This is a genomic window from Aquibacillus salsiterrae (genome assembly GCF_028416595.1).
Taxonomy (GTDB): domain Bacteria; phylum Bacillota; class Bacilli; order Bacillales; family Amphibacillaceae; genus Aquibacillus_A; species Aquibacillus_A salsiterrae.
Map to the genome: position 1 here is coordinate 1 of NZ_JAMQKC010000019.1, position 20,969 is coordinate 20,969.

General features: G+C 37.3%; 21 protein-coding genes and 2 pseudogenes. 2 read left to right on the top strand and 21 right to left on the bottom strand.

Annotated features, from left to right (window positions below):
- Window positions 1-588: 588 nt before the first annotated feature.
- Complete coding sequence (locus tag NC799_RS14340) at window positions 589-696, top strand: putative holin-like toxin (RefSeq protein WP_272447128.1); 108 nt, start codon at window positions 589-591, stop codon at window positions 694-696.
- 323 nt (window positions 697-1,019) lie between these two features.
- On the opposite strand, the gene dnaB is transcribed toward NC799_RS14340, so the two are convergent.
- The 4 genes from dnaB to NC799_RS14360 are packed head-to-tail and all read right to left on the bottom strand — an operon-like array spanning window position 1,020 to window position 3,565.
- A complete protein-coding gene (gene dnaB / locus NC799_RS14345) occupies window positions 1,020-2,282 on the bottom strand; it encodes a replicative DNA helicase (RefSeq protein ID WP_272447129.1) in 1,263 nt (420 codons plus the stop codon).
- Window positions 2,279-2,602 (bottom strand): hypothetical protein, encoded by a 324-nt coding sequence (locus NC799_RS14350; RefSeq protein WP_272447130.1) that lies wholly within the window; start codon window positions 2,600-2,602, stop codon window positions 2,279-2,281. The genes dnaB and NC799_RS14350 overlap by 4 nt, the downstream gene beginning before the upstream one ends.
- The gene (locus NC799_RS14355; RefSeq protein ID WP_272447131.1) at window positions 2,599-3,372 is read right to left on the bottom strand and encodes a DnaD domain-containing protein; all 774 of its coding nucleotides are present in this window, start codon (window positions 3,370-3,372) and stop codon (window positions 2,599-2,601) included. The genes NC799_RS14350 and NC799_RS14355 overlap by 4 nt, the downstream gene beginning before the upstream one ends.
- A complete protein-coding gene (locus tag NC799_RS14360) occupies window positions 3,359-3,565 on the bottom strand; it encodes a helix-turn-helix domain-containing protein (RefSeq protein WP_272447132.1) in 207 nt (68 codons plus the stop codon). The genes NC799_RS14355 and NC799_RS14360 overlap by 14 nt, the downstream gene beginning before the upstream one ends.
- A 376-nt stretch (window positions 3,566-3,941) precedes the next feature.
- Here NC799_RS14360 and NC799_RS14365 point away from each other — a divergent pair, with 376 nt between their 5' ends.
- A complete protein-coding gene (locus NC799_RS14365) occupies window positions 3,942-4,142 on the top strand; it encodes an alpha/beta-type small acid-soluble spore protein (protein ID WP_272447133.1) in 201 nt (66 codons plus the stop codon).
- A gap of 222 nt (window positions 4,143-4,364) precedes the next feature.
- On the opposite strand, the gene NC799_RS14370 is transcribed toward NC799_RS14365, so the two are convergent.
- From NC799_RS14370 to NC799_RS14445, 17 genes and pseudogenes are all read right to left on the bottom strand, one after another.
- The gene (locus NC799_RS14370; protein ID WP_272447134.1) at window positions 4,365-5,363 is read right to left on the bottom strand and encodes a tetratricopeptide repeat protein; all 999 of its coding nucleotides are present in this window, start codon (window positions 5,361-5,363) and stop codon (window positions 4,365-4,367) included.
- A 443-nt stretch (window positions 5,364-5,806) separates the two neighbouring features.
- Entirely contained in the window at window positions 5,807-5,977 is a 171-nt protein-coding gene (locus NC799_RS14375) for a hypothetical protein (protein WP_272447135.1), read from the bottom strand.
- 109 nt (window positions 5,978-6,086) lie between these two features.
- Window positions 6,087-6,836, bottom strand: a complete 750-nt coding sequence (locus NC799_RS14380; protein ID WP_272447136.1) for a DUF6904 family protein — start codon at window positions 6,834-6,836, stop codon at window positions 6,087-6,089.
- Between the two features lie 206 nt (window positions 6,837-7,042).
- Window positions 7,043-7,798 (bottom strand): RQC-minor-1 family DNA-binding protein, encoded by a 756-nt coding sequence (locus NC799_RS14385; RefSeq protein WP_272447137.1) that lies wholly within the window; start codon window positions 7,796-7,798, stop codon window positions 7,043-7,045.
- The gene (locus NC799_RS14390; protein ID WP_272447138.1) at window positions 7,798-8,097 is read right to left on the bottom strand and encodes a hypothetical protein; all 300 of its coding nucleotides are present in this window, start codon (window positions 8,095-8,097) and stop codon (window positions 7,798-7,800) included. Before NC799_RS14390 ends, NC799_RS14385 begins: the two co-directional genes overlap by 1 nt.
- 553 nt (window positions 8,098-8,650) lie before the next feature.
- On the bottom strand, window positions 8,651-8,956 hold the full coding sequence (locus tag NC799_RS14395) for a hypothetical protein (protein WP_272447139.1): 306 nt from the start codon (window positions 8,954-8,956) through the stop codon (window positions 8,651-8,653).
- A gap of 271 nt (window positions 8,957-9,227) precedes the next feature.
- A complete protein-coding gene (gene lexA / locus NC799_RS14400; RefSeq protein WP_272447140.1) occupies window positions 9,228-11,651 on the bottom strand; it encodes a transcriptional repressor LexA in 2,424 nt (807 codons plus the stop codon).
- A 129-nt stretch (window positions 11,652-11,780) separates the two neighbouring features.
- Window positions 11,781-11,909, bottom strand: a complete 129-nt coding sequence (locus NC799_RS14405; protein WP_272447141.1) for a helix-turn-helix domain-containing protein — start codon at window positions 11,907-11,909, stop codon at window positions 11,781-11,783.
- A 264-nt stretch (window positions 11,910-12,173) separates the two neighbouring features.
- On the bottom strand, window positions 12,174-12,281 hold the full coding sequence (locus NC799_RS14410) for a putative holin-like toxin (RefSeq protein ID WP_272447142.1): 108 nt from the start codon (window positions 12,279-12,281) through the stop codon (window positions 12,174-12,176).
- Window positions 12,282-12,578: 297 nt separating this feature from the next.
- Window positions 12,579-12,629, bottom strand: a pseudogene (locus NC799_RS18450) (SEC-C metal-binding domain-containing protein); the annotation flags it as partial.
- Window positions 12,630-13,026: 397 nt separating this feature from the next.
- The gene (locus NC799_RS14415) at window positions 13,027-13,134 is read right to left on the bottom strand and encodes a putative holin-like toxin (RefSeq protein ID WP_272447143.1); all 108 of its coding nucleotides are present in this window, start codon (window positions 13,132-13,134) and stop codon (window positions 13,027-13,029) included.
- Window positions 13,135-13,514: 380 nt separating this feature from the next.
- Window positions 13,515-13,778 carry a hypothetical protein gene (locus NC799_RS14420; RefSeq protein WP_272447144.1) on the bottom strand — a complete coding sequence of 88 codons (264 nt, stop codon included), beginning with the start codon at window positions 13,776-13,778 and terminating at the stop codon, window positions 13,515-13,517.
- A gap of 161 nt (window positions 13,779-13,939) precedes the next feature.
- Window positions 13,940-14,701, bottom strand: a complete 762-nt coding sequence (locus NC799_RS14425) for a hypothetical protein (protein WP_272447145.1) — start codon at window positions 14,699-14,701, stop codon at window positions 13,940-13,942.
- The gene (locus tag NC799_RS14430; RefSeq protein WP_272447146.1) at window positions 14,691-15,539 is read right to left on the bottom strand and encodes a hypothetical protein; all 849 of its coding nucleotides are present in this window, start codon (window positions 15,537-15,539) and stop codon (window positions 14,691-14,693) included. Before NC799_RS14430 ends, NC799_RS14425 begins: the two co-directional genes overlap by 11 nt.
- A 1-nt stretch (window position 15,540) precedes the next feature.
- Window positions 15,541-17,361: a hypothetical protein gene (locus NC799_RS14435; RefSeq protein WP_272447147.1), complete on the bottom strand. Its 1,821-nt coding sequence runs from the start codon at window positions 17,359-17,361 to the stop codon at window positions 15,541-15,543.
- Window positions 17,362-17,705: 344 nt separating this feature from the next.
- Window positions 17,706-20,147 (bottom strand): annotated as a pseudogene (locus tag NC799_RS14440) (DEAD/DEAH box helicase family protein).
- Window positions 20,140-20,466 carry a nucleoside triphosphate pyrophosphohydrolase gene (locus tag NC799_RS14445; protein WP_272447148.1) on the bottom strand — a complete coding sequence of 109 codons (327 nt, stop codon included), beginning with the start codon at window positions 20,464-20,466 and terminating at the stop codon, window positions 20,140-20,142. Before NC799_RS14445 ends, NC799_RS14440 begins: the two are co-directional and overlap by 8 nt.
- Window positions 20,467-20,969 lie beyond the last annotated feature (503 nt).

Here is a 20,969-nt window from a genome sequence, read left to right on the forward strand (position 1 = left end):
AATGTGTTATAATTATTCACCAAATGGTGCTCCTCTCTTTGGATTTTTTGGTTGTCGCAAACCCTATTATACCAAAGGTTGGAGTGCTTTTTTATTTTTTTTAAAGTTATTGCTTTCGAAATCTAGGATTATATTTACTATTTTTCTCCCTAACTTTATTTATTATTCTGCTCCGTGTATTATTTCACATTCCCAATAGGATTCACTCTATTGGGAAGTGGTGTATTATGTATATATGAAGGCTTTCACCCAACATTCTCAAACCTTCCATACTCCTTCTTCAACAGCAACTCCACCGTGCCAGTTGGGCCATTTTGAATCCTAGGGGTGTCACAGGCACCACTCGTGGACAAATGTCTATCAATGGTTCCTTACCCCTTTCCTCGAACGTCACTTTAAAACCCCTCCGCTTACGCCCCTCATTGTCATAGGGATTAGCTACACTAAGATAACAACTTTGTCGAATAGAAAATAGAACATTTGTTCTTATTTCTATATGAATCTACTTATTAGTGTGGTAGAATGATTATACAACTATATAGTATAGTGGGCGGTTGGCCATCTTCCTCTATGAAGGGAGGTGGTATGGTGACGACATATGAAGCATTAAGTTTACTACTGCAATTTAGCATCTCATTGACAGCAGGAATCACACTCCTTGTTACAATTGTTGTCTATCTAAACAAAAAGAAGTAACCGCCCCCGACCAAGGTAGTGGTTACTTCTTTTTGGACAAAACTTCTATTGGTCAACCGTTCTTTATACGGCCTGTAGTAGGTACTAAGCAGTTGATCGCTACTTGGTACCTTTTTCTTATTATAAGTATAGATTCTAATTTTTATACTGTCAATCAAAATGGCGGAAAAAGGGTAAGGTGCCACATATGGACAATTGTCTTTTTGTAGTGTATGACACCTTTTTTCGATAAAAAGCTGTTGATCAAAGATTTTTAACATGTGTGTTAACTGAAGTAACTGTCATCCTTTGTCTGGCGGAAGGTTCCTTCTTTTTGAAAGCTTTCACCCAACATTCTCAAACCTCCCATACTCCTTCTTCAACAGCAACTCCACCGTGCCAGTTGGGCCATTTCGTTGCTTTGCGATAATGATTTCGATGATGTCCGTGTTGTTCGTTTCCTTGTCATAATAATCTTCCCGGTAAAGAAAGGAGATGATATCGGCATCTTGTTCAATATTGCCCGACTCGCGCAAATCGGACATGAGCGGTCGCTTATCGTGACGTTGTTCTACTCCCCTTGATAACTGGGAAAGCAACACAATCGGAATGTTTAACTCTACTGCGAGCAGCTTTAACTCCCTCGTCATTTCACCGACTTCTAAATCCCGGCGTTCTCGTTTATTTGTCGGTCTAATTAGCTGTAAGTAATCAATAATTGCGAGATGTTTTTCGTCTGGATAATCACGAACTGCTTTTCGTAATGATGCACAAATGTCACTAATCGTCCGGTGATGCTCGTGAAGAGATAACCTCCAGTTCGATATTTCTCCAACAGCCGCCAAGGCTCTCAAATAATCGTCTCGATTAAACACCATACTGCGCCACTTCTGACTGTGGATGTAACCTTCTGCGGAAATCATTCGTTGTAGTAACTGTTTCGTACCCATTTCTAAACTAAATACCGAGCTCATTCCTTTGTTTCGGCAATGAGCAGCAGCTAGATTGAGTGCAAATGCCGTTTTCCCTACTGATGGTCGCGCTGCTACGATAATCATTTCCCCTGGTTGCAAGCCCCCTGTCATCTGATCCAAATCGACAAAAGATGTCGCTAACCCCGTACTTCCAGAATCACCTGAAAGCATCGCTTCTGTTATTTCCAATAAATAATCATTCGTGTCTTTCTCTTCCTTGGATCCACCCAGCCCTTGGCATGACTGCAGCGATTCAATCAACTGGGCTAATTTATTTTCATTCGGCTGTTCGGCATACTTGATTGCTAGTTCACGGGATTTGCGGTTACGGTATGCTTCAAAGACGAGTCGCTCATAGTGTGGCATGCTTTCTAAACTCGGGACAGACTCAGCAAGCTGCGAAAGATAGCTAACGCCGCCAATATCCGTAAGCGCATCGCCTAAATTTGTTGTAACCGTAACTAGATCAATCGTTTGATTATTTTCAGACATATGTATCATCGCCTGGAAAATTCGCTTATGCTCCTTAAAGGCAAACTGCTCTTCAGTCAGGCTTAACTGACTAAATCGTGTCCCATCAAGTAAGACGCTCCCTAATACCGATGCTTCTGCTTCAAAGTTATCAATCGTCATCGGGCGAGCTCCTTAATCACCTTTTCAAATTGAGCCTTGAACAACCGTTTCGTCTCCTCTGGAACTTGCGCTGCTTCCTGTTGCCAGATGCGCATTTGCTCTAAATGCGGATTCGTTTCTCTTGGGTAAGCGGCAATCTCCGCAAGGGAAGGGGCGTACGGGTGCACCAGTGCAAAGGCAGATAATTTTTCGAGTACACGATCGTAATCCATCTTTATTATCTGCGGCAGCAGAAGGATGGCCTTCCTTTTCGTTAATTCATACTTTGGATACAGTTCAGCGATGGTTTCTAAAATATCGAATGCCTCATCACGGGTCATGGCGTACACTCCCTTCTCAGGTCATCTAACAGTGCCTTATTGTTACTTTTTCTTTGCTGGACAAAAAAGGAAGCTGCCGGCTGCTTATGCTTCTGTTGTTCATAGTTTTTCGCTTGTTCTAAGGTGGTAATGTTTGCTTGGACCCACTCTTTCAAAATTGCTTCCACATAGCTATACGTTCGCCCGCCTTTTTTTACTGCTTGCTTCATCGCGGCAACGACTATCTCGTCCCCCAAATCGTGACACCATGCTTGCAAAGATTCTTGCAAAATCGGTTTTAAGATGCCAAAGTTTTGTTCATATACGGAGAAGGCAGATGGCTCCTTTCCTCCTCCTCTGTTTTGGTTTGGATTCGTTTCGTTTTGTTTATGTATGTTCCGGCGATTTGAACGAAATGGTTCCTGGAATGGTTCCGGCAATTGTTCCGGTGATTGCTCCGTAATTACTCCGGTTTGCTCTACTTCAGCAGGTGATACTTGGTCATAATAGGACACTAACGACAGCATCTGATAAATGGGTGCTTTCCCCTTCACACCAGCTTGATAACTAATCAACCCGTGATCGACCAGTACCTTCCGAGCTTCCGATATTCTTTGTACCGACAAACCAGATAAGTTTTCGATTAATCGATTGGGCGCATTAAAAAACTTCTCCCAACGCGCGACATTGTTGACCATCATTAGGGTGTGCCACAATAAAGCAGCACACGCCGGTAATTCATGGAGCGACATCCAATCCTTAAACGCATTTACCTCCCTAATATAATTCATCTTTTGCACCTCCACGTGTTGATCGGTTCACTTGATCAAGCACCCACAGATCAATAGCATCTTTGGAAAATAAAATTTTGCGGCCAAACCGAAGATGCGGAAAACTCCCCTCATTGACCAAATCATAAACAGTATCCGTGTGGATTCCAAGATACTCCGCGACTTCCTTTACAGTGACTGTACATCGTTCCATTACAACCTGCCTCCTTTTTGTTGTGTTTCATTACTATAATGAGGTGCATTGGGCTGTTAGGTGTCTATGTTGGGTGAAATTGGTTTGGAATTGTTCTAGAATTATGGGTAAATGGGTATTTGTGAGGGGTGATTATCAAGCAAAACGGGTGTCAGCACTACTTATAGACAAATGTCTTTTTGTAGTGCTGACACCCTTAATATAAATGGCTTTTTGTGATGACCTGTGCTTTAGCTTATGACTCTCATAACTGAACCAAAAACTACCATAGGATATCATACATAACATTCTTTAATTTTTGGTATTACTATAGGTACAAGATGTTATTAATCATCTTGGTGATTAAAATGTATTCTACTATTAGGAGGTATGAATCATGGCAAGCAACAATTCTAACCAATTACTAGTACCTGGAGTAGAGCAAGCACTTGACCAAATGAAATATGAGATTGCACAAGAATTCGGCGTAAACCTTGGAGCTGATACTACTTCTCGCGCTAACGGTTCTGTAGGTGGAGAAATTACAAAGCGTTTAGTTCAAACTGCACAACAACAACTAAGCGGCCAAGTTAAGTAATTTAAAAACAAACATTATATTGATATGGCTATAGGGGGGCACTTCATTGTGCCTCCTTTTTTGTAAGGTAAGAAAGTAAAAAAAGCAATAGCTGTCTAGCTCCGGGCGCCTACCCCCTCGAGGTCTTAAGCAGAAAATCTTTGTGTCAAAGAGCGACACATAGATTTTCTGCTTAAGCTTGTCGGGGGTGGGCAAGGCGCCCTGCGCTTTTCTTATAGCTATTTAACCTAACTCCTTCAACCGATGCTTTGCCTGATCATCACCTTTTAAAGCAGCTTTTTGATACCAATATTTAGCTTTTTTCATATTAGCTTGGGTTCCAATCCCATTCTCATAACAAAGGCCAAGATTAAATTCTCCATAAGAGTCACCCCTATCAGCAGCCATTTGATACCAGGATATCGCCAAGTCCCCCAGGCCTTCTTCCACCGCCTCATGTCCTAGCCGATTTGCGGCAAACACATCACCAAACAGTGCGGATTCGGTGAACCATCGTTTCGATTCTTCGATGTCTACGTTTGTCCCAACACCGTTTTCATACATGTAGCCTAGTGTATACATTGCTTCTGGTACACCTTTATCGGCTGCTTCCTTGAAGAGTTCTAGCGCTCTTTTTTCATTCTTCTCCACATACTCCCCGCGTAAATACATATCCGCATAATTGTTTAGGGCATCCCCATGTCCTTTTTCCGCAGCTTCTTTATAATAAAAATACGTTTTTTCCAAATCATGTTCCACAACTTTTCCAACAAAATACTCATTACCTAGAAAGTAAAGGGCATCCACACTACCGGCATCGGCAGCTACTTTGAACCAGTCAAAGGCCCATTCATCCCGCTCAATCGATTTGTAAAAATGAGCCAGTTCGAGCTGGGCATCTGAGTTGCCTTCTAAGGCTTTTATATAGAGGGCAATAACTTCCTCTTCTTCCTTTTCATCAATATAGATTTCCACTGCATCATTTGTAGGATTAGTCATTTCAGACAATATCATTTCCAAATCACGTAATAAAATTGGCTTACATTTCTCCTCAAAGTTAGTTATGTGCTCTAACTGAGTACATAAGATACGAATATCGTCAGGAAAATTACTTTTGAATGAAACACATTCCTTCAAAATCAAAGAAAGTTCTTCAAGAAAAAGATCACTTGCGGTTAGATTTGCTAGGACTTCATTAAGCCTAGGATAACCCTGTTTAGACAATGCTTGTTGCAATTCCACTTGAAAGACACCTTTCTACTATCCAATTTACCAAGAGTATCTCATATTTTTTATTACTTGGAAGCATCTCCTTGATACATCAAGTATGCTTTTTAACTTTTCCCACTCATACCGAACGCACTTCTCTCATTCTGAACGACATATGAAAAACGGTACCTGGTACTCTATGTGGACAAGCTGTCCATCTAAAGTAACTAAGCACCTATTTTTCGCTAATAACTTGTTAAGAAGTAAAGATCTTAATGGGGTTTAAATTAATTCAATACATTATAATTTAAAAATCATGACAAGTGGTTTTAACCATTGAATTCCGCTAAATTGTTGGTTAGAGATGCTTAGAAATGCAAACTCATCAGGCCCATAACGAAATAGAAAAAATAAATGGAGTGGGTTCGGTTCGTGTTAAATTATTTAAAGGGCAATTAGTCCCCAGTAGGAAAGGATTACAAACTTTCTATTTCCTCTTCAAAATAAAAGGTATTTGGGTACTCCTTAAGGGTATAGGAGAAACGTTTCATCGTTTGCACATACATCGATTTCTTAATCGTAACCAACTCTCCAGTTGATTTTAAACGTACTTGCTGATCGTTACTGAATTTATTCGTATTTTTCATTCCTATCTCACTTTCATTTTGGATTTTGATTATAAGAACTATTCTTAGTGTACCACAAATAATCGGATAAGATTTATAATCCTTTTGATCGGTATAACTAAGATTCCCATTACCAATCAATATCTTCCGGGTATTCTACTTTTAACCTTATATCTTCTGTCGAACACTTATATTCCCGAGCTGCTTCTTCTACCTCACGCTTAACGTCTTGGTATTCCTTCCCCTTCTCCGCTAGTCGTTTTATCATAACGGTAATGTTCTTCTGTCTTTTTTCCTTATCCATCTTTAGAAATTTAATATTCAGCAAATCGAGATACTGTGTAGTAAAATGAGCCATATCATTATAATCGCTATTCATTAAACCTATCACACGAGCATAAGACGATTCGGATACACTACTTTTTATGACTTTGGCAATGGCTGCTTGGAACATTCTCACCTGGGCGATGGTCGAATCCCAGATGGTGTTCTTATGCGTCAATCGATTATAGGCTTTGTTCGTTTTTTGGGCCGCATAGATATGAGTAAAGTCGTTTAGCACCATATTGACAAAAAGGACCTCTGGCCAGTACACATAAAAGGACATGTACAGGTTTTTATCACTAGTGATCATCGATGTGCGCCTCATTTTATCTTGATCTAAGCCATTATCAACAAAGTGAAACTCACGGTCCCCCATAATGGCATGCCGAATGTCATAGCAAACCCCTAGCACTCGCAATTGTCCCCCTTGATAGGCAGGGTAATCTCCCTCTTCCCCTACTACCTCATGAAGAGATTCGTACAAATTTTCAAAGTCCATGAAATCACCATAAATCTTAACACCGGCATTGTTAGGAGTATTTTCTGCAAAAAGCATCGTTTCACCTCAAAATTTTTACTTATTAAAAATTGTCATTAATAACCTATCTGTAGTTTATGGCCATTGCCAGAAAAACACTCATTAGCATGAACTCTTCCACACACTTTGCAATAGTAAAATTTAGCATTTTACTTATAGGCATTACTTAAGGACAATTATCTTAATGTAATGCCTAACCCTTTCCCTAGTCGTTCCGTTTCTTTCTAAAAAAAGACAGGTTTCCGATTGTCACGGCACTTACCACATCTTTTCGGATATTCAAATCCTTTCTGCTTAAAAAATAGCTGTTCCCCTATCGTAAACATAAATCGTTCTCCACATTCCCAACATTTCAAACGCAAATCTTGCGGTGCAGCCCCTTTTAATGCCTCATCAATTGATTCTGTTCTATTTTGCACAAGTTGATTATCAATCGGTACATTGTTCTCTAAGGCTTTTATGGTTGAACGAATTGCCTTTTTTACCTTTTTATACTCAATCTTCTCCCATAACCTTAAATAAGGGATGAACATTTTATTGCCTGATTCTTTCACTTTTTCAAGTAGCAATAGAATCATTTCCCTGTTCCTGTCTTTAAGATAAGTCATATCAGGGCTTTGTTCTCCCTGTTTGACCCATTCCATCCATTCCTGAAGAAGTTCATCTGCCATTTGATCAGACTCTATCTGCCATCCTCGCTCTGTGAAAACAATCATCGGTAGTTTTCCACTATATTCAATTGTCAGGAAATCATATTCAATCATCCAATCAATTTTCGCCACAACTTCATCAAGTTTCTCTGACTTATAATATCCATACACTGGACATGTATCCAACTCCAATTGCAACACTTTTTTCTCACGTGAACCTTTTAAAATTTTAGCAAGAAGTGTTCTCCCTCCTTGTGCGATGATCTCATCGGCTGCTCTCAAAATAACTTTTATTTCTTCCTGCGACAATGTATCAATTTTAGCGTTCATCAAAACGGTAAATCATCCCAATCATCAGAAGATATAGATGTTTGCTGTACGCTTTGCTTTTTGTTTGATGCTTTGTTTGGATCTTGCTTAACGGTTAAAACTCGTCCAAACTTTTTTTCATATAGATCACCAATCCATACTTTTACAGGCGCCTTCCATTGTTGATTACGAGAAGGGATATTTTTCAATAAACTCTTTGATTTCATTCCTAACTCTTTGGCCATTTGAATATCAGCCGAATTTAGCCGACATCGCTTCTTCGCCTCTTTCCAAGCCTCAGCATTTTTTCTATTACCCACTTATTCGTCCTCCTATTTTCAATTATTTATTATAGTATCACCATTCTAATAAAGAGTTGAAGAGGAGCATAGGAACTATTACTCCAGAAAAAACGCCTTTTCCAAGCGCCTACTCTTCCATAACTAATCTTAAATAATATTTGCTCGTTTGACTATAACTTAGACCAAAAAAATCGCATAGAACCCAACTTAAGTTGACTGTAAACTTAAAAATAATTTTAATTAAATTAAAGAAAGCCAAGTGGCAGCAACCACTCGGCAATGCAACTACAAACCGCATAAAGAGCGGTTGACCAAAATTAAATAAAGTAGCCGTTAAAAGAAATAGCTGTTAACCTTGGTCAGGAGGACGGCTATTTCTTTTTTAAAAGATAAGAAAGTGTAAAAATGGATACCATCTACTTCTGAGTTAGAAGAAGCGTAGAGCCATCATAAAATGTTCTTAGTTAGATTTTTAGCAGATACTTGGAAGAGAAACGAGAAGAAATGACGGGGTTTCTACTATTTTCGACATAGAAAACAGTGAGCTTAAAAGTAAACGGTTCATATAGGTTTATTGAGATACTCGAAATTTGTGAAGTTCCATATCATGTTTTGAAACTACATTGCGAAGATAATCAATGTCGTACGCATTATTCCGAATTTCTTTAAGTAATTCTTTGTGTCTAGCTTCATTTACTTCACGATCACGTCTAACCTCCTCAGTTAGTTCTTTAACCATATTGGTGTTCTGTTGTACTATTTTGTTGTTCTCTTGCACCAATTGTTGATTTTCCATTACTATTTGATTACTTTTTGCAACCATTTGAATTAGCTGCTCCATATGTGCCTCGATTCGACCTAAACGTTCTTCACTCAAACTATCATCTCCTCTATTATTCATTATTATAACGGAATACTTCGATATCTGTCACTTAAAATATGTCAGATTAACTTATTAAAACGGTACCTACTACTCTTCCTGCACAGTTGTCCCTCTTTGGAATAGACACCGCCCTCCATGCTACGAGAGTTACAATTCTATTATACTAATTTTCATCAATGAAAGGAATTAATTTTCTGTTCTGTGTCGAGTTCCATCAAAATAAAAGTATCAGACACTACATTGTAGAAGCGCCTGATACTTTACTCTACCCCTTCAACACACCAATTACTTTCCCGTTAATCACAACATCAGACGGATTCATTTGAATCGGTTCATAATTTGTATTCTCAGAGATAAGTAAAATAGAGCCACCCATCAACATAAACCTTTTCATCGTTGCTTCTTGATCAATTAAAGCAATCACAATATCACCATTATTGACTGCTTCTTGCTTGTTAACAATGACAAGGTCACCTTTATCAATCCCTGCATTGATCATACTATCTCCGCTTACCCGAAGTGCATAGGTGTTACCTTGCTGAATTACCCAATCATCAAGCAGTTGAATCGATTCTTGGAAGTGTTCGATTGCAGTGATGGGAATGCCTGCAGCTACGTCGCCAATGACTGGAACACGAACATCCACATTTGCATCTACCATTAAGTTAGTAGCTGCATCGACAACCTCAACGTTGGTTTCATCGTCCTTATCTTGTGCGTATTGATACGTTTTCTGATGACGCAAATCAATATACGTTCTGTTTCGTTTCGTATTCGGAAAAAACTGTGGCTGACAAGGTGGGATATCACTGACTTGTTCTCCATTTCGGTCCACAATTTTTACTTCGACACCATCAGTCACTACACCATACCTTACATCCGAATTAGCCATCATGTAGGTCTTTAATTGTTCGAAACCATCGTCAATTCCACTAGCAAACGCCTTCACCTCAGCAAAAATATAAGGCATTTTCTGCCCATCTACGTCAATCGTTACGACAATATCAACATATCCTCGTTTGGAAAAATGTTGAACAGGATATTCTAATGCGATAAGTTCGAGTGGATAACCAAATGTTTGTTTCAGTTCGCGAATGATCCACTGCCTTATTACTTCCTCTTTCGCATTTAAATCAACGAGTTGATCTGTCAACTGATAATCTTGAATCGGGATAGATTGGAACGGCCGTAATGCAGAATCCCGCATCACTCGAATATAATCGTTATCAATTTCTTTGACGAAACAAGATGGTTTTCTAACAGAAGACATATAGAGTAACTCGTTCGCTCTCGTCATCCCTACGTACATGAGCTTGCGTTCTTCCGTAAGTGTCTCCTCATCATCCATACCGTGTCCATCATTCGGAATAACATCCGCATCAAGATTAATTAAGAAAATCACTTTAAACTCTAACCCCTTAATCGAATGCATCGTCACTAGTTTCACTGTATTTGCTGCAAATTTCGGTTCATCATTTAGTATTTCACACGGAAATCCAGATCTTTCCAATGCTATAGCAGCACTATCAATTAACCTTCTCTCCTTGGCAACGATACAAATATCTCTAAGCTCATAGTCACTATGTAAGGCTTTTATTTCCTCGATTAAAAAATCAGATTGTTTCTTAGCGTCCGTGAAAAAACGGTAAATCGGTGCGTGTCCATGGCGATCAATGAGCGACGGTTTAACAAAATCTACGTTCCCCTTAATTTGCTCATCATTTTCAATTAAGCCATACGCAGCTTTTGAAATTTCTGTTGTTGTTCGGTAATTTTTCGATAACGTTCTAGCCTTACCACTCATATCATAGCCAATTGTTGTATATGGCCTTCCTTTTCCAAGCCACGACTGGGAGTAGATACTTTGGGTGTTATCTGCGACAAACATAATCGAAGCATAGCTTTTTTCCATATGAAGCAATTTAAGAAATTTCAACTGTATTTTAGAGAGATCCTGACTTTCATCAATAATGATATGCGTGTACCGTTGATGCTGAAGCTCAGCAGCTTCGGCCAGTGCTAACTGGTTCATCGACTTAAAATCAACTAAACCTTGTTTCATTAGCAGCTCGTTATACAGCTCCATCAATTCGAAAATCGCCGTTCGAGTTTCCGAATTTTTCGTTAGTTTTTGAGGATTACCTTGTCCACCACTCGCACGACCAATTCGATCTATCTCCTGATACGTTTCAAGGTCAGGAATATCACATGCCTTGATCCAATCAATTTCATCCATTAGGAAACTAGAATTCTTTGGCGTAAGTAATTTAATATTTGGGAATTTTTCTTTGATGAGAAGGATTGCCTGTTGCAATAGTTTGCGCGCCTCCCTCCCATTGGCAATTCCATATCGAACATTATGTCTCACTTGATACCGCTTAAAAAAGGAAAACATCAACTTATCTATGTTTTCGATAAACACTTCTCCACTAGAAGTGAACAAACTTTGCAAACTATTCGTTTCCTCATTCTCCATATTTTCATATTGATACTTAATATATTTTAATAGCGTCTTGTTAAACGTTACGAGTAGAATATTGTCATTTTCTTCAGGACAATAATGCTCCTGTAAAAAAGAAACTCTCCGAATAGCAACTGTTGTTTTACCGGAGCCCGCAACACCTTTAATTAAGGTATGTCCTGCTGGTTCCAACTCAATGATTTTCCGCTGCTCCACATTTAGTTTCATCCGTTTCACTCCCATCTCAAATCCGGCAATCCTATTCGTTTTATTTTTATCTATTATACTAGTATTTACCAGATTTCGACAGTTAAAACAAATGTGGGTTAAAAAATGGAGGATATTTGATGGTTAGTATTAAAATATAACTTTCTGACCAAACCAAAGATGTGGAAAGCTTCCTTCATTTATCAAATCGTAAATCGTATCCGTGTAGACACCAAAATATTCCGCGACTTCCTTCACTGTGATTGTACATCGTTCCATTGCTATCCTCCAGTTATTTCAATAACGTGAGGTGACAGGCACTCATGCTACCTTTCCAAGTTCCAGAAATCATGTTTAACTTCTACAAAACATTAGTTCAAAAACCACGTTTGACTGTGATTATAAAAATTATTATAATTAAATAAAGAAAGCTGGGTGGCTAGAACCACTCGGCAATGCAACTACAAACCGCATAAAGAGCGGTTGACCAAAAGTATTATGTTTAACAAAAGAAGTAACCGTATTTCTTTGGTCGGAGGACGGTTATTTCTTTTTGTTTAGATATACAACAATAGTTACAAGAAGTGTCAAGGTAGCTAATAAAGTTAAACAATATTGAGCTACTAGGCTTAGTGCTTCGTATGTCGTCATCTTACCACCTCCCTTCTTAAAGGAAGATGGCCAACCGCCCTCCATGCTATGTAGTTACAATTCTATTATACTAGGCTTTATGTTAAAAAGGAAAGCAAAAACAGAATGTATGTTCGTTATTTCACTAAAATAAATTAGAGAATATTGGGGGACAAGCACATTATCAAGAAGCACCACTATCCTCGACACTATACTTTTTTTCCATATACCTGATCTACAATAAACTTAATAATATTGCCTGTCCCTCTGTCCCAATAGTTGAAGCTGCAAACTACCAAATCTCTGCATCTATTATTTTCAACAACACTTCTTGTATTTCTTCCCACTACCACACGGACATGGATCATTTGAGGATTAGTGTAAAAGACATTAGTGCCTGACACCGAAAACACTGAGCTCGATTTTCTCCATCTTTGAGAGTATTTCCCATTTTTTCCGAGAAGATTGACCATTTTTTAAAAAAGTAGTTCTGGAAAATGGATCATCCAGAACCAAGCACTGTAATCCTCACAAGAACAAATGTCTTTCGACAGGGTCTGACGCCAATTTCCTGACACCTTTTCTAATTATCAAACGTGCAAAAAACCATGTTTGACTGTAATTATGAAAATTATTATAATGAAAGAAAGAAGCCAAGTGGCAGCAACCACTTGGCAATGCAACTACAAACCGCATAAAGAGCGGTTGACCAAATGTATAGTTAGTACTACAAAGAAGTAACCGTTACCCTTTGGTCGGAGGACGGTTATTTCTTTTTGTTTAGATATACGACAATAGTTACAATAAGTGTCAAGGTAGCTAATAAAGTTAAACAATATTGAGCTACTAGGCTTAGTGCTTCGTATGTCGTCATCCTACCACCTCCCTTCTAAAAGGAAGATGGCCAACCGCCCTCCATGCTATGTATTTACAAATCTATTATACTAGCTTCTATGGCAAAATGGAATCCAATAATAGAATATACGTTCGTAATACTACCTAAGTATAAGTATAGGTGCCAGGCACTACCTATGGACACTTGTGCACAGCTAGTGCCACCGTTTTTCCTTGTTAATTTCTTCATAAGTTTAATTATAGTGAAATGTGTAGATTAAAATCGAATAGTTTTCCAGATACTAGCGTAATAAAAATAAGCTACTATTAGGATTATGTCCACATTTTCTCAAAATGCTGTATTTCCTTTATATACAAGAGAAAAAGAGATTATTGGCAAACCTCCCTGCATACTAATATTCATTGGAGTCGTCTCCTAACTCCTATAAATTTTTGTTCCTCAACTTCAAGCTTTTCAATATCAGTATGGAAAATATAATACTCACGTGAAGGTTCGGCTAGATGTAGTTTTTTGTATTCTTTCCATGCAGTAGTTGAATCGGGGAAATTTGAAATAACTGATAGTTCCTCAGGATATCGAATGGAATTGTCTGAGTATGCAGAGATGGCTTCTACTAGGACCCACTGCTTTGGAAATTGTTTGCGAACCTGTTCCCATTTCATTTATGGCACCTCCATTTATTCTTTGAAGTAAGTATATCATCTTTTATTTAATAGAGATAATCTCTGCAATTGTTTAAAAAAGGTACTATTTACGCACAGTTGTCGATAATTAGTACCTTTACCCTAACTCCAAAGTGAAAATCATTTAAACACCTGTATTCTTACATCAACTGCGGCTGTATCGTACCTTGATAATAATAACTTAGATATTCTAAGAACAATTCTTTCAAATCCTCCTTCTCTAGCATTGGCGACATAATGATCGGATAGCTTTTGTTAAATTCGAATATTACACGTCTGCCTACCCGCTCATCCGCACCCAAATCATCACGATCTGTTATTTTTGCTTTCATCACTTTAGAAAGATTCAATTCGTCGATTATATCTAAAATATTCTTTAGAAAACTATCATTTCTAAAAATCTCGTATTTAATAATATAGTTATACAAGTCTAGGTTTTCAAAAATTAGACCATAATATCTAACTCTTTCATCAAGGTCAGTAACTTGATCGTTTACATATTGAGCCCCTAGCACACATTTATAAATATAGTTTTCCCAATTAAAATCCTTTAGGACGATGTTATTGAACTGATTAATCCCGTCTTTAATTTGAGGATATTGCTCTAATAAATAGTCTCTTTTATAAACCGCCAGTAAGGAATGCCAAAATACTTCATCAAAATGAATATCACGGTTCGTATTCAAATAAGAAGATGAAATCAGTTCAAAGGCTTCGAGAAATAGTTGCCCTCGTTCCTGCTCGCTCCCTTTTGCCATATAAATCGGAAAATCTGGGGCACTGTTAATAAATACAATCTCACCAGAGAAATACTCTTCGTTGATCAGGATCTGATCTTCTAAAAAGTCTTTATAAAACTGCTCGTTATTTTTGTACCCTTTCTTAAGTAGCCTAATTTCCATCTGAACTTAGCTCCTTTACTGCAGCAGTATATCTATCCAATATCTTGTCTGAAATCTTATAAATCACCTCATCAATATTGTCGATACTTACTTCTTCCACCATCTTTTTTCTCATTAAATTATATAGCTTCATATCTAGATTATCTGTTGGCGTGTCGATCTGTTCCACGTCTACTTCCCCATCTTCACCGTTGTTCATAATAAACTTATACAACGCCTTTTGCAGACCCATATAAATATAAGGATTATTTAATCTATTACTCATTGGGGAATCGTTAAATTGCAGTTTTTCACTTTTATAATTGATAATAATCATTTCACTACCGAGTTCGATTGAAATATCTGATTTCAAATCAGGATCAACTCTTTTCTCGAAAAGTTCGAGTGGTTTAGTCGTACTTCCATCAAATACAACTACGTTCGAGAAACCAAGAATTGAATTTTTAGGTACAACAATTTCATCCTTGAATTGTTTATAGAAAGAACTTAAATCAAAATTATCCCCAAACGCTATTGCTTGCTTCGACTGAAGGTGTAATTGAATGACCGTACGATTACTTATCGAGATGCGGCTTTTTGCAATTTCAATATATCTTTTACCAGGTCTAATCGGGTAAAACTTATTGTCTTTCGATTGAATAACTAATATCAGTAGTGCTTGTTGATTTTCTATTAAATCATTGATAAAGCCAGAGTCGATTTGATAGTTAATTTCGAATCTATAATTGCTAGTGTTTTCTTCAAGATTGACATCCAAGATAAAATTACTACTCTCATAACTAGGAGATGTGTTTGTTAGTAATGGATAGGGAAAATTAGCATCCTTTTTGTAGATCATATTACACCTCCACGTAATACACGAATTTTAATGCTTTGTTAAAATTCGGCTTCGGCTCTAGTTTTAGTTGTGCAATACCATTGTTTATTGCTATATTCTTAATCAAATTATTTTCAATCTTACATTGTTTTCCGCTTGTTCCGTCGATAACAGTGTTGTAATTATCTTTTATTTTAAATTCATCCTTGTACTCGACACCCATACCATCAATGATAGACAAAGAGATATTACATGATTTCTCACCGTTGATTTCTTTGCTATCGTTAAAATCAAATTGAACAACCTCTTTATTACCAATCAATAATCTTTCAACGATATCTGGATGGGCACTGTATCTTTTTAACCTTTCCTCGTCGCCATTTGTTCCTTCGTTTCCACTTCTTGGTTTAACCCTCTTAACCTTTTTACGAGGCTTTTCAGGTTTCTCCTTATCATTTGGCTTATTCTTTTTCTTCTTTTTCGGTATGTCTGTGGTGACTTTTACTAATGACTTACCTTTATTAATCTTGACTGTCGCTACTGCATCAGCAAGGTCTTGTTTAAATTGATTTTCAACCAAGTATAGGATATCTTTCGTATCCATCATTCCATCTGTTTTATTGTTCTTTTTAATAGCTTCCTCAATAATTTTGGCTATTTCTTTCGATAGACTATTGATGAATCTTTTTGCATTCTTTTGGAGCCTGACATCTTTGATATGGTCAAAAGCAAGTTGAGTGTGTGACTCATTTTCAAGTGATTTCAAATAGCCATCTTCTGCCTTTTCAGCTACTAAAACTGCGTTAAACGGTTTATTAACGTTGTTATTCACCTTTTTATCTTCTATTTTCATGCCAATCGTTCTCACGATTGCCACTCTTCCTTTTGGAATTGCCTCATCATAACGGAAGTATAATTTGAAATGATAATCATTTTCCATATCCGAAATGGTCAAAGGAATTGGTGCTACATTTAGAAATGTATCGATATATAATGGTGTAAATTCATGCTTAATTTCAGCAATATCTTGAATGTAATATTTTTCATCCGATACAAAATCTTTAATCGTTTCCCTGTTAATTACTTTATCGTTCACATTAACTACTAATCTATTTTCAAGAATGGAAATGAAGAAACTATCACATATGCTTTTAATAATGTCACTTTCATCGTTGTACTGTTCTCTGAGATAAGGAATAATGATTTTTAATCCTCTTGTTTTCTTCTCAAATACTTCATGGAAACGATTTTCAAACGGATAAAATTTTGTTTTATTTGCACCAATACTTTTTATATCTGCAAAATATCCGGTTGAACGATATGCTTGATTATTGTATTTATGTTCTACCAGCTGCACTGTACCTCCAAGGTGTTGATTCCCTTTTTTGTCGCAGTTGGCAAAGAACATAATATGCAGATCTGATGCAGCATTGGAAGCAATCTTACCTACACCATGTGATCCGCCTCGAGAAGTTTCAACAGCTTCATCTTCCTCTTCAAAATGAACCCCTTTGTTGTAGGCGTAAATTGCCCATGTGTCTTCTTTTGAATCACTCTGACCATTTCTTGCCCCTGTTAGTCCTCTCGTATTTGAGTCCTCAAATGAGATATAAGCTACCTCTTCCAGGTCCATTTTGTTCACCATGTGTGTAATTGTTTCTTTGGTATAGCTATTTCGGCCTTGAAGAGAAGTTATTCTTTGTTTGATTTCCTTGATTCCAGGAATATAATCTTGGTGGATTGTTCCTGTCTTCACAGTTAGAACAACCGGGTCGTCATTGTCTAGTAACTTTCCATCTAAAGAGTTTTGTATATTCTCGCGAGTTAACCCATAAATGCCCAAATTATAGAATCTTCCAAGTACTTGTTGAAATTAGATTCTTCGATATTTGGGATTTCAGAGAACTGCCATTGTTTATCTGATAAACTCATAATCTTCTCCTTCACCCTTTGTATCCGCTTTATTTCCGACGCAAAAATAAAATTCAATTGATTTTAATGGATATATTCCCTTACATTTTTTTACTTTCTATACTTATAAACATAAAATACAAAGAGCAAATGATCAATACATTTATGGAGTTTTAAGTTGTTAATTTATGTGAATGAACTAGATAACGTTGAAGATAAATGATTCTACCTAACATTTCTGTGCACAAAAATAAGCCTATGGACTAATCCATAGACTCATTTATTGATTCCATTTTCTTTCCTCTGAAAATAAGCATGTAACCGGTACTCGCAAGTTTCCTTTGTCATCTTGTAGAGTAACGCACTATCTTGCTGGTCAATATCAAAACCTAATCCAAATTGACCATCCTCAAATACTAATAGCCCCTTAGAGCTTCCACTCCATTTCGTCATTGGCATTCGTTCAATTAATCGCGCCATTTTATTTTCATCGTAGTCCCACATTGCTTTAGTCATTTTATCCGAGAAATCAATTTTCTTACGATATTCCTTTTCCATTAAAAACTGGTGAAAATATGGAGCAACTTCTTGTGCAGTGACTAATCTATGCCAAGCTGCTTCTCCTCTAGAAAGCATATAAGACAATACAACCATCTTGTAGCTTTTTGCCATGCCTGTTTTTTCGACTTCTTCCAACCATTCCTTATACCTGCTATATATTTCTTGCTCCTCTTCATTAAGTTCATTCGCCCAATATAAGAAGCCAGCATAAGATTTAAATTCCTGCTTATACTGACGGGTATCCACGTTTCCATGCAAGTGCATATCTAAATAAGATGGCCTACGACCGATTTCCTCTTTTAAAGCTTGGTAGGCATTAAGAAGTTGTTCTTTTCTTGGCTGCCTCTTTTTCATTAACTCATTAAAAAGATTAATAACTTGCACATCCAAGTTGATTTCACAGTTTTGCGGGACAATGGGAACTAGTTCAGGCTTTTTCTTGCCTGTATTATCGGACCTTTCCGCATCAAACAAACTAAGCTTGATATCGGCATTACGGTAATTTCCAATAAGATCAATAATTGTACAATGTTCTTTTCCATTGTGAAGACGAAGTCCACGACCTACCTGTTGTGTGAATACTGTTAATGACTCTGTTGGACGAACAAACAACAATGTATCGACAGGAGGAATATCTACTCCTTCATTAAACAAATCAACAGTAAAGATAATATCGATTTCACCTTGCTGAAGTCGTTCAATCGCTAAATTACGATTAAAATCTGTTTGAGAGTGAAGACTAATCGTTTGATAACCGTGTTGATTAAAGTAGTTAGATAAAAATTGTGCTTGTTTTATCGATGAACAAAAACCTATCGTACGGGTTTGCTTATGATTTTCCCATGCATGTAAAATGTTTTCAGCAGTATCTTTTCGAAGCAGTGCTGCGAGTAATTCTGCTTGATCATATTTCGTCCCTAGCCACGTTATTTGTGAATAATCGGTTTCATCATAAACGCCATTATATTTAAATGGAGCTAACCAGCCATGTTGTATTGCTTCAATGAAGTGCAACTGAAAAGCAACATTACCATCACAAATAGCATATACATCTTTTCCATCCATCCGGTCAGGTGTAGCAGTTATTCCTAATAAAAAGTTAGGCTCGAAATACTGCAAAACACGGTTGTAAGATTTGGCTGCTGCGTGATGAAATTCATCCACGACGATTAAATCGAAATTATCTCTCTCGAAACTTTGAAGGTGTTCCTTCATGCTTAACGTATAAATGGAAGCAAACACACCATCTACTCCCGAATCTTTGACTTTGCCATTATAAATGCCATACTTTCTTTCAGGCATTACATGTTGAAACGACTTTTTAGCTTGATTTAAAATCTCTTCCCTGTGAGCGATAAATAGGACTCGTTTAAAGTTTCGAGCAAAGAAAGCAGCTAGATACGTTTTACCTAACCCAGTCGCCATGACGACCATGGCCTTGTTATAATCTTCCTCCATCGTAGCTTGCAGTGCATTCAGCGCTTCTTGTTGCGGAGGCCTTGGTTGGATCTTCGTCTCATATTCTGTATCCGGATCCTTAACTAGTTCTATAACAGGATTTTGGTGTTCACTTGGAAGCATAAGCTCAACTTCTTCTTGTTTTGCCCAGGTGGTTGCTAGATTCGGATTTTTCTTGTGGTATTTGGTGTATTCCTTAGCATATTTGGTTATTGTTTCTTCATTAACAGAAATCGTTTGCTCATTATAAAAAGTTTTTAGAAAGCAATCTTCTGCATCCTCAAACGTAGCTGGTTAGATCTCTTTATCCATGATCAGATTCCATTCGACTCCTGTCGTGAGCGCAGACCTCGACAAATTAGATGAACCAACAATAAACGTGCCATTCTGATCATGACTAAATAAATATGCTTTTGGATGAAAGGAAGTACCGTTACTCCGCCATAAACGGACTTCAACATTCTCAAAATCAGGAAACAACAGCATACTCAGTGCTTCTGGCTGTGTGACAAAAAGGTAGTCACCTGTGCATATTTTGATATCAGCCCCACGTTTGGCCGCTTCAACAAGGTATGGCTTCAGTAATTCCACACCAGACTTCATTACAAAAGATGTTAATATGTATATAGAGGATGCAGTATTAATCCCCTCGACAATCTGCTTTATTACATTTTCAGTAACCAGTTTTACATTAGTCATCCTCAACCTCGATTAGAAAAATTTTATCATAAAATTCGCCCCGCTTTTCTGCCTTTCGCTGACGAATTTCTTCTAACTGTTCTATCGTTGCATGATGTGTCCTAGCAAGGGCATGAATCAGTTCCGTTATGTCTGCTAATTCTTCTAAACTATCTTCGTCATTGTCTGCTTCTAGGTATTCTTGCAATTCTTCTTGAAGTTTCTTTCTTAATTCTGTGATATATTCTTCATCATCCAAGATTCTGGTTGCGTACTGTTTACCAGCCTTTGCTATTACATTTGGGATTAAATCGCGAATTAGTTTGTTATATACTGGCATTTGTGAATTCCTCCTATTTAGTCAATGAAAAATTATGTAGTATTAATCCTTATTTTACCATTATCTGACCTAACTTTATACGACATCATTGCAAACGTACTATATTCACATTCTATAAATACGCTAAATGTTGAAATTTAACTAGGCGTCAGTCTCTCTCGAAAGTCAAATTGGGTATTTTTTAGAGAAAAAGATACTGTCTGTGGACGCTTGTCCATAAACAGTACCTGGTACCCTACATTAACATTTTTGAGTTAATTTAGAGACATAAAAAAACCAGCATTACCACGATTTATCACTCAGGTAATTACTGGCTATTTGTTCAAACGTAGTAACATTCTATTAACCTGCTGACAATTTCAAAAGATACTCTCTAATTAATTAAATCAGATTTATTGTTCGAAATTCCATTAGCTTCTCCTACCAAATTATTTGCTTGATCATGAAGAGCTACAAAAATGAAAGGGTTCAGGTACCACTCATGGACATGTGTCCATTTGTAG

Bases quoted from the DNA above. Each gene is read 5' to 3' on its own strand.
- dnaB (WP_272447129.1), bottom strand. From the start codon at position 2,282: ATGACGATTGATAACTTTGAAGCAGAAGCATCGGTATTAGGGAGCGTC.
- NC799_RS14350 (WP_272447130.1), bottom strand. From the start codon at position 2,602: ATGACCCGTGATGAGGCATTCGATATTTTAGAAACCATCGCTGAACTG.
- NC799_RS14355 (WP_272447131.1), bottom strand. From the start codon at position 3,372: ATGAATTATATTAGGGAGGTAAATGCGTTTAAGGATTGGATGTCGCTC.
- NC799_RS14360 (WP_272447132.1), bottom strand. From the start codon at position 3,565: ATGGAACGATGTACAGTCACTGTAAAGGAAGTCGCGGAGTATCTTGGA.
- NC799_RS14365 (WP_272447133.1), top strand. From the start codon at position 3,942: ATGGCAAGCAACAATTCTAACCAATTACTAGTACCTGGAGTAGAGCAA.
- NC799_RS14375 (WP_272447135.1), bottom strand. From the start codon at position 5,977: ATGAAAAATACGAATAAATTCAGTAACGATCAGCAAGTACGTTTAAAA.
- NC799_RS14380 (WP_272447136.1), bottom strand. From the start codon at position 6,836: ATGCTTTTTGCAGAAAATACTCCTAACAATGCCGGTGTTAAGATTTAT.
- NC799_RS14385 (WP_272447137.1), bottom strand. From the start codon at position 7,798: ATGAACGCTAAAATTGATACATTGTCGCAGGAAGAAATAAAAGTTATT.
- lexA (WP_272447140.1), bottom strand. From the start codon at position 11,651: ATGAAACTAAATGTGGAGCAGCGGAAAATCATTGAGTTGGAACCAGCA.
- NC799_RS14405 (WP_272447141.1), bottom strand. From the start codon at position 11,909: ATGGAACGATGTACAATCACAGTGAAGGAAGTCGCGGAATATTTTGGT.
- NC799_RS14410 (WP_272447142.1), bottom strand. From the start codon at position 12,281: ATGACGACATACGAAGCACTAAGCCTAGTAGCTCAATATTGTTTAACT.
- NC799_RS14415 (WP_272447143.1), bottom strand. From the start codon at position 13,134: ATGACGACATACGAAGCACTAAGCCTAGTAGCTCAATATTGTTTAACT.
- NC799_RS14420 (WP_272447144.1), bottom strand. From the start codon at position 13,778: ATGAAATGGGAACAGGTTCGCAAACAATTTCCAAAGCAGTGGGTCCTA.
- NC799_RS14425 (WP_272447145.1), bottom strand. From the start codon at position 14,701: ATGGAAATTAGGCTACTTAAGAAAGGGTACAAAAATAACGAGCAGTTT.
- NC799_RS14430 (WP_272447146.1), bottom strand. From the start codon at position 15,539: ATGATCTACAAAAAGGATGCTAATTTTCCCTATCCATTACTAACAAAC.
- NC799_RS14445 (WP_272447148.1), bottom strand. From the start codon at position 20,466: ATGCCAGTATATAACAAACTAATTCGCGATTTAATCCCAAATGTAATA.